The organism is Kitasatospora sp. NPDC088346 (genome assembly GCF_044740765.1).
Taxonomy (GTDB): Bacteria; Actinomycetota; Actinomycetes; order Streptomycetales; family Streptomycetaceae; genus Kitasatospora.
In genome coordinates, this window is the sequence record NZ_JBIURH010000020.1 from 96,989 (window position 1) to 109,778 (window position 12,790).

At 71.8% G+C, this 12,790-nt stretch carries 16 protein-coding genes; 7 read left to right on the forward strand and 9 right to left on the reverse strand.

Annotation, left to right across the window (positions count from 1 at the left end; all coding sequences use genetic code 11):
- Nucleotides 1-29 precede the first annotated feature (29 nt).
- Nucleotides 30-158, forward strand: a complete 129-nt coding sequence (locus ACIOFR_RS24380; RefSeq protein WP_401000666.1) for a hypothetical protein — start codon at nt 30-32, stop codon at nt 156-158.
- 69 nt (nt 159-227) lie between these two features.
- On the opposite strand, the gene ACIOFR_RS24385 is transcribed toward ACIOFR_RS24380, so the two are convergent.
- From ACIOFR_RS24385 to ychF, 3 genes are all read right to left on the reverse strand, one after another.
- Nucleotides 228-482: a Txe/YoeB family addiction module toxin gene (locus ACIOFR_RS24385; RefSeq protein ID WP_401000668.1), complete on the reverse strand. Its 255-nt coding sequence runs from the start codon at nt 480-482 to the stop codon at nt 228-230.
- A complete protein-coding gene (locus ACIOFR_RS24390; RefSeq protein ID WP_401000670.1) occupies nt 479-760 on the reverse strand; it encodes a type II toxin-antitoxin system Phd/YefM family antitoxin in 282 nt (93 codons plus the stop codon). The genes ACIOFR_RS24385 and ACIOFR_RS24390 overlap by 4 nt, the downstream gene beginning before the upstream one ends.
- Before the next feature lie 156 nt (nt 761-916).
- Entirely contained in the window at nt 917-1,990 is a 1,074-nt protein-coding gene (gene ychF, locus ACIOFR_RS24395) for a redox-regulated ATPase YchF (RefSeq protein ID WP_401000672.1), read from the reverse strand.
- A 203-nt stretch (nt 1,991-2,193) separates the two neighbouring features.
- Between ychF and ACIOFR_RS24400 the strand changes: the two genes are divergently transcribed.
- Nucleotides 2,194-2,757, forward strand: coding sequence for a DUF6542 domain-containing protein (locus ACIOFR_RS24400; RefSeq protein WP_401000674.1), 564 nt, complete (start codon nt 2,194-2,196; stop codon nt 2,755-2,757).
- Between the two features lie 42 nt (nt 2,758-2,799).
- Here the strand turns inward: ACIOFR_RS24400 and ppgK are convergent, their stop codons facing one another.
- Both ppgK and ACIOFR_RS24410 read right to left on the reverse strand, forming a co-directional pair.
- Nucleotides 2,800-3,549: a polyphosphate--glucose phosphotransferase gene (gene ppgK / locus ACIOFR_RS24405; protein WP_401000676.1), complete on the reverse strand. Its 750-nt coding sequence runs from the start codon at nt 3,547-3,549 to the stop codon at nt 2,800-2,802.
- A gap of 159 nt (nt 3,550-3,708) precedes the next feature.
- On the reverse strand, nt 3,709-4,683 hold the full coding sequence (locus ACIOFR_RS24410) for a 4-hydroxy-3-methylbut-2-enyl diphosphate reductase (RefSeq protein WP_401000678.1): 975 nt from the start codon (nt 4,681-4,683) through the stop codon (nt 3,709-3,711).
- A 207-nt stretch (nt 4,684-4,890) separates the two neighbouring features.
- Between ACIOFR_RS24410 and xseA the strand changes: the two genes are divergently transcribed.
- The 3 genes from xseA to ACIOFR_RS24425 all read left to right on the forward strand — a co-directional run bounded on the left by xseA (nt 4,891) and on the right by ACIOFR_RS24425 (nt 7,149).
- Nucleotides 4,891-6,102, forward strand: a complete 1,212-nt coding sequence (gene xseA, locus ACIOFR_RS24415; protein ID WP_401000680.1) for an exodeoxyribonuclease VII large subunit — start codon at nt 4,891-4,893, stop codon at nt 6,100-6,102.
- 63 nt (nt 6,103-6,165) lie between these two features.
- The gene (locus ACIOFR_RS24420; RefSeq protein ID WP_401000682.1) at nt 6,166-6,405 is read left to right on the forward strand and encodes an exodeoxyribonuclease VII small subunit; all 240 of its coding nucleotides are present in this window, start codon (nt 6,166-6,168) and stop codon (nt 6,403-6,405) included.
- A 150-nt stretch (nt 6,406-6,555) separates the two neighbouring features.
- Nucleotides 6,556-7,149, forward strand: coding sequence for a malonic semialdehyde reductase (locus tag ACIOFR_RS24425; protein ID WP_401000684.1), 594 nt, complete (start codon nt 6,556-6,558; stop codon nt 7,147-7,149).
- Nucleotides 7,150-7,230: 81 nt separating this feature from the next.
- Here the strand turns inward: ACIOFR_RS24425 and ACIOFR_RS24430 are convergent, their stop codons facing one another.
- On the reverse strand, nt 7,231-7,752 hold the full coding sequence (locus ACIOFR_RS24430; protein WP_401000686.1) for a DUF4245 domain-containing protein: 522 nt from the start codon (nt 7,750-7,752) through the stop codon (nt 7,231-7,233).
- Nucleotides 7,753-7,967: 215 nt separating this feature from the next.
- Between ACIOFR_RS24430 and glpX the strand changes: the two genes are divergently transcribed.
- Nucleotides 7,968-9,008 (forward strand): class II fructose-bisphosphatase, encoded by a 1,041-nt coding sequence (gene glpX, locus ACIOFR_RS24435; RefSeq protein WP_401000688.1) that lies wholly within the window; start codon nt 7,968-7,970, stop codon nt 9,006-9,008.
- Between the two features lie 60 nt (nt 9,009-9,068).
- Here the strand turns inward: glpX and ACIOFR_RS24440 are convergent, their stop codons facing one another.
- Together ACIOFR_RS24440 and ACIOFR_RS24445 are read right to left on the reverse strand one after the other, a co-directional pair.
- Complete coding sequence (locus ACIOFR_RS24440) at nt 9,069-9,461, reverse strand: WhiB family transcriptional regulator (RefSeq protein WP_401000690.1); 393 nt, start codon at nt 9,459-9,461, stop codon at nt 9,069-9,071.
- Nucleotides 9,462-9,729: 268 nt separating this feature from the next.
- Entirely contained in the window at nt 9,730-10,410 is a 681-nt protein-coding gene (locus tag ACIOFR_RS24445) for a DUF1707 domain-containing protein (protein ID WP_401000730.1), read from the reverse strand.
- A 205-nt stretch (nt 10,411-10,615) separates the two neighbouring features.
- Here ACIOFR_RS24445 and ACIOFR_RS24450 point away from each other — a divergent pair, with 205 nt between their 5' ends.
- Nucleotides 10,616-12,283 (forward strand): fumarate hydratase, encoded by a 1,668-nt coding sequence (locus tag ACIOFR_RS24450; protein WP_401000692.1) that lies wholly within the window; start codon nt 10,616-10,618, stop codon nt 12,281-12,283.
- 97 nt (nt 12,284-12,380) lie between these two features.
- Here the strand turns inward: ACIOFR_RS24450 and ACIOFR_RS24455 are convergent, their stop codons facing one another.
- On the reverse strand, nt 12,381-12,608 hold the full coding sequence (locus tag ACIOFR_RS24455) for a hypothetical protein (protein WP_401000694.1): 228 nt from the start codon (nt 12,606-12,608) through the stop codon (nt 12,381-12,383).
- Between the last annotated feature and the right edge of the window lie 182 nt (nt 12,609-12,790).

Consider the following 12,790-nt stretch of genomic DNA (forward strand, 5'->3'; position numbering starts at 1 on the left):
ACTCCGCTGTGCGGAGAGGGGCGGACTCCGTGCAGTCCGCCCCTCTCCGTCGCCGACTGCGGGTCGGCGACCACCACGCCGTCCACGCGATCGACAACGGGGAGCTGGTGGTCCGGGTCGTTCACGTGGGGCATCGATCCACCGTCGACGAGACCTGATCGCCACTGGCCCTGCGTCGTCACATCCAGCACCCATCCAGCACGGTGAATCGAACTCGCAGCCGGCCGTCAGTAGTGGTAACGCGCGGCCAGAACGATGATCTCCCGATCCGTCACCAAGTAGACGAGGCGGTGCTCATCGTCGATCCGCCGCGACCAGGCCCCGGGCAAGTGGTACTTCAGTGGCTCGGGCTTGCCGATGCCAGTGAACGGGTCGCGCAACACGTCCGCGATGAGCTTGTTGATCCGGGCGAGCATCTTGCGGTCGTTCTTGAGCCAGGAGGTGTAGTCCTCCCGGCCGGTCTCCTCGAAGACGAGCCTCACGCGGCACCCTTCTCGCCATCCGCCGCATCAGGGTCGATGAGCTCCCCTTCGGAAAGCCCTATGCCGCCAAGGGCGTTCTCATACGCCTTGAGCAAGCGGCGGGCGTTCACCGGCGAGCGCAACAGGTAGGAGCCTTCACGCAGGGCGGCATAGTCCTCGGCCGAGACGAGTACGGCGTTTCCGTGCTTGGAGACGATCTCAATGGCCTCGTGATCGTCGTTGACCTTCTTGATCAACGGGAAGAGAGCCTTGCGCGCCTCGCTGGCAGTGATCGACATCGACTGAACTCCCTCCATGACTCAAGCAGACGCGGCGGGCCGAAGAAGTCAGCACCGCGTCAGCACGGAAAAGAGATCGGGGCCCGCCTCAGGGGAGGCGGGCCCCGTCCGACCTGCGTATTTGACAGATCAAGTCAGCTCAAAGCAATCATGCGCTCACACGTTGAAGCGGAACTCCACCACGTCGCCGTCCTGCATGACGTACTCCTTGCCCTCGATGCGGGCCTTGCCCTTGGCGCGGGCCTCGGCGATGGAGCCGGTCTCGACCAGGTCGTCGAAGGAGATGACCTCCGCCTTGATGAAGCCCTTCTGGAAGTCGGTGTGGATGACTCCGGCGGCCTCGGGGGCGGTGGCGCCCTTCTTGATGGTCCAGGCCCGGGTCTCCTTGGGGCCCGCGGTGAGGTAGCTCTGCAGGCCGAGGGTCTCGTAGCCGACGCGGCCGAGGGTGGCCATGCCGGTCTCCTCCTGGCCCATCGACTGGAGGAGTTCGAGGGCCTCGTCCTCGTCCATGCCGATCAGCTCGGACTCGATCTTGGCGTTGAGGAAGATCGCCTCGGCCGGGGCGACCAGGGCGCGCTGCTCGTCCTTGAAGGCCTCGTCGGTCAGCTCGTCCTCGTCCACGTTGAAGACGTAGAGGAAGGGCTTGGTGGTGAGCAGGTGCAGCTCGCGCACCGAGGTCGCGTCGAAGCCGACCTCGAAGAGGGTCTTGCCGGACTCCAGGACCTTCTGGGCCGCCTCGGCCGCCGCCAGGGTGGCCGCGGACTCCTTCTTCAGGCGGGCCTCCTTCTGGAGGCGGGGCAGCACCTTCTCGATCGACTGGAGGTCGGCGAGGATCAGCTCGGTGTTGATGGTCTCGATGTCGTCCTTGGGCGAGACCTTGCCGTCCACGTGCACCACGTCGGGGTCGACGAAGGCGCGGATGACCTGGCAGATCGCGTCCGACTCGCGGATGTTGGCGAGGAACTTGTTGCCCAGGCCCTCGCCCACGCTGGCACCCCGGACGATGCCGGCGATGTCCACGAAGTCCACGGTCGCCGGCAGGATCCGCTGCGAGCCGAAGATCTCGGCGAGCTTGGCGAGCCGGGAGTCCGGGACGCCGACCACGCCGACGTTCGGCTCGATGGTGGCGAACGGGTAGTTGGCCGCCAGCACGTCGTTCTTGGTCAGGGCGTTGAACAGGGTCGACTTGCCGACATTCGGCAGACCGACGATTCCGATCGTGAGCGACATGTAGCGATGTCCCGTGGGCTTGGAGGGAGGTGGAGCGGCACCGGTCCGGGCCGATCCCCCAGTCTACGGGGCGCCGTCGACACGCCCGGCCGGGCGCCGGTGCCTGTGGGTGCCCGGACGAGCCCGCTCCCGGATCCGGACACGGAAGAGGCAATCCGCAGGCATTACACAGTGTGGCGATGATCGGACCGTACGTTGGGCAGGTGGAGCAGAGCATCCGTACCCAGCCGCCCGGGCCGAGACGGCGGCCGCCGACAGGTGCCGCCGCCGAGGCCGCCGCACCGGGGCCCGCCGCGCCCCCCGACTCCCGCCTGCGCACGGCCTCCGGCGGCCGGTCCGCGCCCCGGCTGCGGCTGCGTCTGGCGGCCGACCGGCGCCGGCGGGGCGGTCCGCCCACCCGGCTGACCGGCACCGGCACCGGTGTGGCCGCGGTGGTGGCCACCCTGGTGGTCGCCGCGGCGGACCGGCTGCTGTTCGGCGATCTCGGGGTGCTGTTCGGACTCGGCTACCTGGCGGTCTGCTTCCAGGTCGCCGTCCGGGTCCGGCTGTCGGACCTGCCCGCCGCCCCGATCAGCGGCCCGATCGCGTTCGCGCTGGCGCTGGTGCTCTGGCAGCCGGTGGACGCGCACGGCGTCACCGGCCAGGTGGTGGCGCTGGCCAGCGGGCTGGCGCTGCGGGCCGGCTGGCTGTTCGCGGGCACCGGGCTCGCGGCGCTGATCGTGGCGGCCCGCTTCCTGGCCCAGCGCCGGATCCGCCGGCAGCGGTAGGCGCCGCGCGCCCTCCGCGCCGGCCGCGCCCCCGGGCGTCGTTCAGCCGGCCTTGGCGGCCGCCATCGCCGCACCGACGATCCCGGCGTCGTTGCGCAGCGTGGCCGGTACCACCTCGGCCTGGCGCCGGGTGAGCAGCGGCAGGAACTTCTCGTGCTTGCGGCTCACCCCGCCGCCGATGATGATCAGCTCGGGCGAGAAGAGCCGCTCCACCGTCTCCAGGTACTCGTCCACCCGCTCCGCCCACTGGTGCCAGCTCAGGTCGTGCTTCTCCCGGACGGCCGAGGACGCGCGGTGCTCGGCGTCCTTGCCGCGCAGTTCCAGGTGGCCGAGCTCGGTGTTGGGCACCAGGGCACCGTCCACGAAGAGGGCGCTGCCGATGCCGGTGCCGAAGGTGAGGACCAGGACCACCCCGCCGTGTGCGTGCCCGGCGCCGTAGGTGAGCTCGGCGAGGCCGGCGGCGTCCGCGTCGTTGAGCACGGTGGCCGGCAGTCCGAGGGCGTCCTGGAACATCGCGGCGGCGTCCAGGCCGATCCAGCGCTTGTCCACGTTGGCGGCCGTCCGGGTGCGGCCGCCGACGACCACGCCGGGGAAGGTGAGACCGACCGGCCCCGAGTGGTCGAAGTGCCGGACCACCTCGCCGACCGCCTCGACCACGGCCTCGGGCGAGGACGGGTGCGGGGTCAGGACCTTGTGCCGCTCCTGGGCGAGCGCGCCCGCCATCAGGTCGACCGGTGCGCCCTTGATCCCGGATCCGCCGATGTCCACACCGAATACCGCCGACGTCGCCATGCCGAAGCCACCCTCCGTTTTCCACAGCCTGTGCACAAACGTACGGGCGCAGGACCGCCCCCGCCTGCTGATACCCCGGCCCGGGCAGCACGACGCCCGGGACCTTGCGGGGCCCGGGCGTGGTGGGGACGGCGGTGCGGGGAGCGGCCCCGCGGCGGGTCAGAGCTTGCCGGCGGCCTCGGCGCGCAGGTCGCGGCGGAGCTCCTTGGGCAGCGAGAAGATCAGGTGCTCCTCGGCGGTCTTGACGGTCTGCACGTCGGCGTAGCCGCGCTCGGCCAGGAAGGCGAGCACGCCCTCGACCAGGATCTCCGGCACCGAGGCGCCGCTGGTCAGGCCGACCGTGGTGACGCCCTCCAGCCAGGCCTCGTCGATCTCCTCGGCGAAGTCGACCAGATGGGCGGCCTTCGCGCCGTACTCCAGGCCGACCTCGACCAGGCGGACGGAGTTGGAGGAGTTCTTGGAGCCGACCACGATCAGCAGGTCGGTCTCGGGGGCGATCTGCTTGACCACCACCTGGCGGTTCTGGGTGGCGTAGCAGATGTCGTCGCTGGGCGGGCTGACCAGCAGCGGGAAGCGCTTCTTGAGCTCGCCGACGGTGGCCATGGTCTCGTCGACCGAGAGGGTGGTCTGGGACAGCCAGACGACCTTGGACTCGTCGCGGACCTTGACGTTGGCCACGTCCTCGGCGCCGTCGACCAGGTGGATGCGGTCCGGGGCCTCGCCCATCGTGCCCACGACCTCCTCGTGGCCCTCGTGGCCGACCAGCAGGATGTCGTAGTCCTCGGAGGCGAAGCGCACGGCCTCCTTGTGCACCTTGGTCACCAGCGGGCAGGTGGCGTCGACGGTGGCGAGCTTGCCGGCCTTGGCCTCGTCGTGCACGGACGGCGCGACGCCGTGGGCCGAGAAGACCACGATCGAGCCCTCGGGTACCTCCTCCGTCTCGTCGACGAAGATCGCGCCCTGCTTCTCCAGGGTCTGCACGACGTACTTGTTGTGGACGATCTGCTTGCGGACGTAGATCGGCGCCCCGTACTGCTCCAGGGCCTTCTCCACGGCGATCACGGCGCGGTCGACGCCCGCGCAGTAGCCCCGGGGGGCGGCGAGCAGGACACGGCGCTGAGCAGTGGTGGACATGGCTCCATCGTACGGGCGGCGCCGCGCCCGCCCGACTCGCGTGGCCGCTCGGGCGGGCCCGGGCGGCACCGGACGGGGCGTCGCGGGTGCTGGAGGCGCCGCGGCGGGGCCGCGGGGGCGCCGGTCCGGCGGGCGTGTCGCGACGGGTCGGGCACTCGGGGGTGCGGCCGGGCGCCGGTGTGGGTGGGCGGCGCTAGCCTCGTACGCATGGCCAACTCCAGCTCCCCCGAAGCACCGATCCCGGTCGGCAAGGTCTCCGCGCTGATCGGGAGCTGGATCGACCGGCTGGGCGAGGTGTGGGTCGAGGGGCAGATCGCGCAGCTGAACCGGCGGTCGGGCGCCGGAATGGTGTTCCTGACCCTGCGCGACCCGGGCCGGGACGTCTCACTGACCGTCACCTGCTTCCGTTCGGTCTTCGACCAGGTGGCCGAGGTGGTGCAGGAGGGCTCCCGGGTGCTGGTGCACGCCAAGGCCGAGTGGTACACCGCGCGCGGCTCGCTGTCGCTGCGGGCGTCCGAGATCCGGCTGATCGGGCTGGGCGAACTGCTGGCCCGGCTCGAACAGTTGAAGAAGCGGCTGGCCGGTGAGGGGCTGTTCGCGGCGGACCGCAAGCGGCCGCTGCCGTTCCTGCCGCACCGGATCGGGCTGGTCACCGGCCGCGGTTCGGCCGCCGAGCGCGACGTGCTGGAGGTGGCCAGGCGCCGCTGGCCGGCCGTCCGGTTCGAGGTGCGCAACGTGCTGGTGCAGGGCGCCGGCGCGGCCGGCCAGGTGGCCGCGGCCGTCCGCGAGCTGGACGCCATGCCCGAGGTGGACGTGATCGTGGTGGCGCGCGGCGGCGGCAGCGTGGAGGACCTGCTGCCGTTCTCGGACGAGGAGCTCATCCGCACGGTCGCCGCGGCCGGTACGCCGGTGGTCAGCGCGATCGGCCACGAGCCCGACCAGCCGCTGCTGGACTTCGTCGCGGACCTGCGGGCCGCCACCCCGACCGACGCCGCCAAGCGCGTGGTGCCCGACGTCGGCGAGGAGCTGGCCCGGGTCCACCAACTGCGCGACCGCGCCCGCCGGCACATCACCGCCCGGGTCGAGCGCGAGCAGGCCGGGCTGGAGGGGGTGCGCAGCCGGCCGGTGCTGGCCGCGCCGCACCGGCTGGTGGAGGGCCCGGCGGCCGAGGTGACGGCGCTGCTGGAACGCTCCCGGCGGGTGCTCGGGCACCGGTTGGACCACGCCGAGACCGACCTCGGACACACCCTGGCGAGGGTGGTGGCACTGTCCCCACTGGCCACGCTGGAGCGCGGCTACGCGGTGCTGCAGCAGGCCGACGGCACGGTGGTGACGGATCCGGCGCAGGTGTCGGCGGACGAGCGGCTGCAGGTCCGGGTCGCGAAGGGCGGCTTCGGGGTGAGCGCGGACGTGAGCTGAGCCCGGGCGCGGACGCGGGGTGAGCGCCGCCGCGCTGTCGGCGCGAGGCCCTACGCTGGCGCCATGGCAGAGCAGCAGAGCACGGTCGGCGCCGACGACAGCCTGGGGTACGAGCAGGCGCGGGACGCGCTGCTGGAGGTGGTGCGGCGGCTGGAGGGCGGCGGCATCCCCCTGGAGGAGTCGCTGGCCCTGTGGGAGCGCGGCGAGCAGCTGGCCAAGGTGTGCCAGCGCTGGCTGGACGGCGCGCGGGCGCGGTTGGACGCGGCGCTGGCCGCGGAGGAGGGCGCACCCGGGCCGGAGTGAGCCGGGCGGGCACGGCCCCGGGAGTCCACGTGACCCGGATCACATCCCGGGCGAGGAATTGTTTAACATTCACAGACCGTTGTGGACTGGCGAACGGCGCACTGCGCCGCGAAAGCTTCCTCCACAACGCTCCGTGACAAGGTGACCAGCATGACTCTCGCCCTCGACGCCGCCGCCCAGGACCTGCTGTTCCGCGAGGCCCGCACCGCCAACACCTTCACCGACGAGCCGGTGAGCGACGAGCAGGTCCAGGCCATCTACGACCTGGTCAAGTACGCCCCGACCGCGATGAACCAGCAGCCGCTGCGCATCACCCTGGTCCGCAGCCCCGAGGCCCGCGAGCGCCTGGTCACCCTGATGTCGGACGGCAACAAGGCCAAGACCGCCGCCGCCCCGCTGGTCGCGATCCTCGCCCAGGACAACGAGTTCCACCACGAGCTGCCGACCCTGTTCCCGCACTTCCCGCAGGCCAAGGACGTCGTCTTCGGCGAGCGCCCGGCCCGCGAGGCCTCGGCCGCGATGAACGCCACCCTGCAGGCCGCGTACTTCATCATCGGCGTCCGCGCCGCCGGCCTGGCCGCCGGCCCGATGCTCGGCTACGACGCCGCGGGCATCAACAAGGAGTTCTTCCCGGACGGCGACCACTCGGTCGTCACCGTGATCAACATCGGCAAGCCGGGCGAGGACGCCTGGTACCCGCGTTCGCCGCGCCTGGCGTACGACGAGGTCGTCACCACCGTCTGACCCGCACGCGCACGGCGAAGGGCCCCCGGGATCGCTCCCGGGGGCCCTTCGCCGTACCCGCCGCGCGGGGTGGGCCGGGGGCTACTTCAGCGCCTGGGCCAGCTGCGCGAGCTCCTCGTACGAGGCACTGCCGGTGACCACCGTGGTGGCGGCGCCGTCCTGCCGGGCCAGCCCGCGGTAGCGGTCGCCCTGGTAGCGCTCCCAGTCCCGGCCGGCCACCGGGGCGCTGCCGTCGGCCGCGCCGCCGGGCACCACGGCCGCCAGCACGTCGGCCTTGGCCGCGTTGCTCTGCTCCACCGCCGCGTACTCGCCGGAGGGGGTGACGAAGCCCAGGTGCCAGACGTTGTGGCCGCTCTTGTCCTTGCGGTACTCGACCGAGGTGGCCCGCCAGGTGTCGCCCAGGCCCTCGGGGCCGAGCACCGGGTAGGGCGCCGCGCGCTTGGCCGAGGAGAGCGCCGACCGGTAGTCGACCTGGTGCACCCCGTCCCCCGCCGAATGCGGGATGAACAGATACCCGACCGCCACCACGCCACCGACCGCCAGCATCGACAGGACCATGTCCCGCACCGACTGCCGGCTTCTCATGCTGCTCTTGCCTGCCACCCCCACATGGTGACCCATCGCGGGCCGGACACCGGCACCCGGGGTCCCCGTGACGGGTGAACCGGCCGGAACCCGTCCGTCGCCGCAGGTCGGCGAGGAGTGCGCCACAGACACCCGTCCGGGGGGCAGATACGATCGCACCACCCTCACCACGGCGTTCGACGCAGGCAGTAGTCGAGCGCTCACTGGCCGTCGCGTACAGAGAGGTAACGACGATGACCACGCAGTTCTCGCACAACCTGCCCAGCGCCCTGGAGGTGGCCCCCGAGGCTCCCGACCGGAACCTCGCGCTGGAGCTCGTCCGGGTCACCGAGGCCGCCGCCATGGCGGCCGGCCGCTGGGTCGGCCGGGGCGACAAGAACGGCGCCGACGGCGCGGCCGTGAAGGCCATGCGCACGCTCGTCTCGACCGTGTCGATGAACGGCATCGTCGTCATCGGCGAGGGCGAGAAGGACGAAGCCCCGATGCTGTACAACGGCGAGCGGGTCGGCGACGGCACCGGCGCCGAGTGCGACGTCGCCGTGGACCCGGTGGACGGCACCACGCTGACCGCCAAGGGCATGGGCAACGCGGTGGCCGTGCTCGCGGTCGCCGACCGCGGCACCATGTTCGACCCCAGCGCCGTGTTCTACATGGACAAGCTGGTGGCCGGCCCCGAGGCCGCCGACTTCGTCGACATCACCGCGCCCGCCGCGGTCAACATCCGCCGGGTCGCCAAGGCCAAGGGCAGCGCCGTCGAGGACGTCACCGTGGTGGTCCTGGACCGTCCCCGCCACGACGGCCTGGTCAAGGAGATCCGCGAGGCCGGCGCCCGGATCAAGTTCATCTCGGACGGCGACGTGGCCGGCGCCATCATGGCCGCCCGCGAGGGCACCGGCGTCGACCTGCTGATGGGCATCGGCGGCACCCCCGAGGGCATCATCGCGGCCTGCGCCATGAAGTGCATGGGCGGCGTCATCCAGGGCCGGCTGTGGCCCAAGGACGCGGCCGAACGCCAGCGCGCCCTGGACGCCGGGCACGACCTGGACCGGGTGCTCAGCACCGACGACCTGGTCAGCGGCGAGAACGTGTTCTTCGTCGCCACCGGCATCACCGACGGCGAGCTGCTGCGCGGCGTCCACTACCGCCAGGAGACCGCCACCACCAGCTCGCTGGTGATGCGCTCCAAGAGCGGCACCATCCGGCAGATCGACTCCACCCACAAGCTGTCCAAGCTCCGGGCGTACAGCGCGATCGACTTCGACCGGGCCAACTGACCCGTCGGCGAGCACAGTTGCGGCGGCCCCCGGAGCACCGGGCGGCCGCCGCAGGCGCGTTCAGCCGGCTATCCGGCGCTCCACCCCGACCCGGCGGGCGTCGCGCAGCTCGCCGTCCCGGCGCCGCCGGCGGCTCAGCACCACCCGGCGCTCGGCCGCCGTCAGCCCGCCCCAGACCCCGTACGGCTCCGGCTGGGCCAGCGCGTGCTCCCGGCACTCCAGCAGCACCGGGCAGCGGGCGCACACCCGCTTGGCCTGCTCCTCGCGGGCCAGCCGGGCCGCCGTCGGCTCCTTGGAGGGCGCGAAGAACAGCCCGGCCTCGTCACTGCGGCAGGCCGCCCCGGTGTGCCAGGGATTGTCGTCCAGACGGTCGTGCTGCTGCGGTACCGCGCCCGCCGGACTGCGGCGGGCGGCAACGGCACCGGGGGCACTGGACTCGATCGGATGCAGCACGGCGTACTCCTGACCAGGCTCAAGACTCGGGGGGAAGGCTCGCGCCCCTGTCCGGCTGCCCCGCGCTCACCCCGCCGCGGCGTCGGCGCGCCGACGCCCGGGATCTCAGCCTCACAGGAACGATGTGCGAGAGGAACTACCCCGCCGCCGCCCGATTCATGCACACCGCACGCAATCGACCACGGCCTGCACTCGGCACAACGTCCGGTGCCACCTGGCCAGTTGACGCTCCCACCGGCCGGGCCGGACGGCCCGGCCGGCGCCCCGATCAGCCGTCCAGCTGCTTGCGGACCCACTCGCGGAGCTTCTTGCCGCGGCGCGGCCGTGCCTCGCAGCCGCCGAAGATCGCGGCGCCCTTCACCACCACCACCGGGGCGTACGGGTCGGCCGAGGTCTGCTCCTTCACGTCGAACCCACCGAAGATGCCGACGCCGCCGCCGTGCAGGCTGACGTTCTCCGGCACCTTGATGTCGACCCCGCCGAAGATCGCGACCACCTCGATCACCACCTCCGGCGACTCGAAGACCGCGTCGCTCAGGTCGATGTCCACCCCGCCGAACACCGCGACCGCGCGCAGGTGCGAACCCACCCGCCAGCGGCCCTTGCGGCTGGCCCCGCCGAACACCGCCACCATGCTCGGCGACTCCGTCCGGGCCGGCGGCCGGGCCTCGGCCGACGCCTGCGGGGTCCCGCCCGGCGCCTTCTCCATCGAGATCCGCGCGTGCCCCGGGAGGTCCCTGGTCAGCGGGACCAGCTCGCCGAAGGTCTTGGCGCCGTAGGCCGCCTCGATCCGCTCGGAGTGCTCCTCGACGGTCAGCCGGCCCTCCGCGTAGGCGTCCCGCAGCAGCTCGGCGACCCGCTCGCGGTCGGCGTCCGACGCCCGCAGCTCGGCCTCGGCGACCGGCGCCGGATCCGGGCGCGCCGGGGGCACCGGATCGGCCTTCTTCATGGGTACGGGCTGCTGCCCCGGGGCGTCCTGTGACGGCGAGTTGTCCACGGAGGAAGACTAGCCAGTCGGCCCCCTCCCGAACGAGAGTTTCATTCGCCCGGCGTGACCCCGATCACGCAGGCTCACCTTCGCACGGGCCGCCGCGGCGCTGCGCCTACCCTGGAGGGTGCTTCGTCGACGCAGCCGAAAGACTTGAGGACCTCCCATGGCCGCCACGCCAGAGTTCGCCTACCGTGACCTGCTCCCGATCGGTGACGACACCACGCCGTACCGCAAGATCACCTCGGAGGGCGTCTCCACCTTCGAGGCGAACGGCCGGACCTTCCTCCAGGTCGAGCCGGAGGCCCTGCGCCGACTCACCGCCGAGGCGATGCACGACATCTCGCACTACCTGCGCCCGGCCCACCTCGCCCAGCTGCGCCGCATCCTGGACGACCCGGAGGCCAGCCCCAACGACCGGTTCGTCGCGCTGGACCTGCTGAAGAACGTCAACATCTCGGCCGGCGGCATCCTCCCCATGTGCCAGGACACCGGCACCGCGATCGTGATGGGCAAGCGCGGCCAGAACGTGCTCACCGAGGGCGGCGACGAGGCGGCCATCGCGCGCGGCGTCTTCGACGCGTACACCGAGCTCAACCTGCGGTACTCGCAGATGGCCCCGGTCACCATGTGGGACGAGAAGAACACCGGCAACAACCTGCCGGCCCAGATCGAGCTGTACGCCACCGACGGCGGCGCGTACAAGTTCCTGTTCATGGCCAAGGGCGGCGGCAGCGCCAACAAGTCGTACCTGTACCAGGAGACCAAGGCGATCCTCAACGAGGACTCCATGCTCGCCTTCCTGGAGCAGAAGATCCGCTCGCTGGGCACCGCGGCCTGCCCGCCCTACCACCTGGCGATCGTGGTCGGCGGCACCAGCGCCGAGTTCGCCCTCAAGACCGCCAAGTACGCCTCCGCGCACTACCTGGACGAGCTGCCCACCTCCGGCGACGCCGCCACCGGCCACGGCTTCCGGGACCTGGAGCTGGAGGCCAAGGTCACCGAGCTCACCCAGAAGATCGGCATCGGCGCCCAGTTCGGCGGCAAGTACTTCTGCCACGACGTGCGGGTGATCCGGCTGCCGCGGCACGGCGCCTCGCTGCCGGTCGCGATGGCCGTCTCCTGCTCCGCCGACCGCCAGGCGCTCGGCAAGATCACCGCCGAGGGCGTCTTCCTGGAGCAGCTGGAGACCGACCCGGCCAAGTACCTGCCGGACACCACCGACGAGCACCTCGACGACGAGGTCGTCCGGGTGGACCTGAACCAGCCGATGTCCGACATCCGGGCGCAGCTGTCCCAGTACCCCGTCAAGACCCGGCTGTCGCTCAGCGGCACCCTGGTGGTCGCCCGCGACATCGCCCACGCGAAGATCAAGGAGCGGCTCGACCGCGGCGAGGGCATGCCCCAGTACCTCAAGGACCACCCGGTCTACTACGCCGGCCCCGCCAAGACCCCCGAGGGCTACGCCTCCGGCTCCTTCGGCCCGACCACGGCCGGCCGGATGGACTCCTACGTCGACCAGTTCCAGGCCGCCGGCGGCTCGATGGTCATGCTCGCCAAGGGCAACCGCTCCAAGCAGGTCACCAAGGCCTGCGGCGAGCACGGCGGCTTCTACCTCGGCTCGATCGGCGGCCCGGCCGCCCGCCTCGCCCAGGACTGCATCCGCAAGGTCGAGGTGCTGGAGTACCCCGAGCTCGGCATGGAGGCGGTCTGGCGGATCGAGGTCGAGGACTTCCCGGCCTTCATCGTCGTCGACGACAAGGGCAACGACTTCTTCGCCGAGGTCACCGACGGGCCGCTGATCACCAGCCTGCGGGTGCGCTCCGCGCAGTAGCGGGCATGGTCGCTCCGCGGAGCGACGGAGTGGCGGACGGCGCCGCAACGCGCGTGCCCCGCACCCGGATCGGGTGCGGGGCACGCGGGCCTGGCGGTCAGGGGTGGTTGGTGACGTTGCCGAGCGGCTCGTAGACCTCGCCCGACCTGGGGCCGGCCTTCGCCGGCTGCACCACGGGCTCGTCCCCGGGCTCGTCGGTCAGGCCCTCCAGGACCTCCAGGATCGGCTGCGGGTCGATCTCGGACGGCGTGTACTCGGACGGCGTGGCTGCCACCGCGGGGGTGGGAACGACCGTCTCGGCGGTCGCGTTCTCGTTGTCAGCCATGAGGATTGGCCGCCTTTCGGTTCATCAGGTCACGCCCGCCGGATCGGATCGATCTGGGGGCCCGGACAGTATCCTAGGGATCGTTAAATGTCCTATAAACATCGCGCGGTCTGTTCACTTCTCCAGTGTTTGCGCCGCCCGTTCTAAGCTGGCGCCTCACACTCGGCAGGCGAGCTGAACGC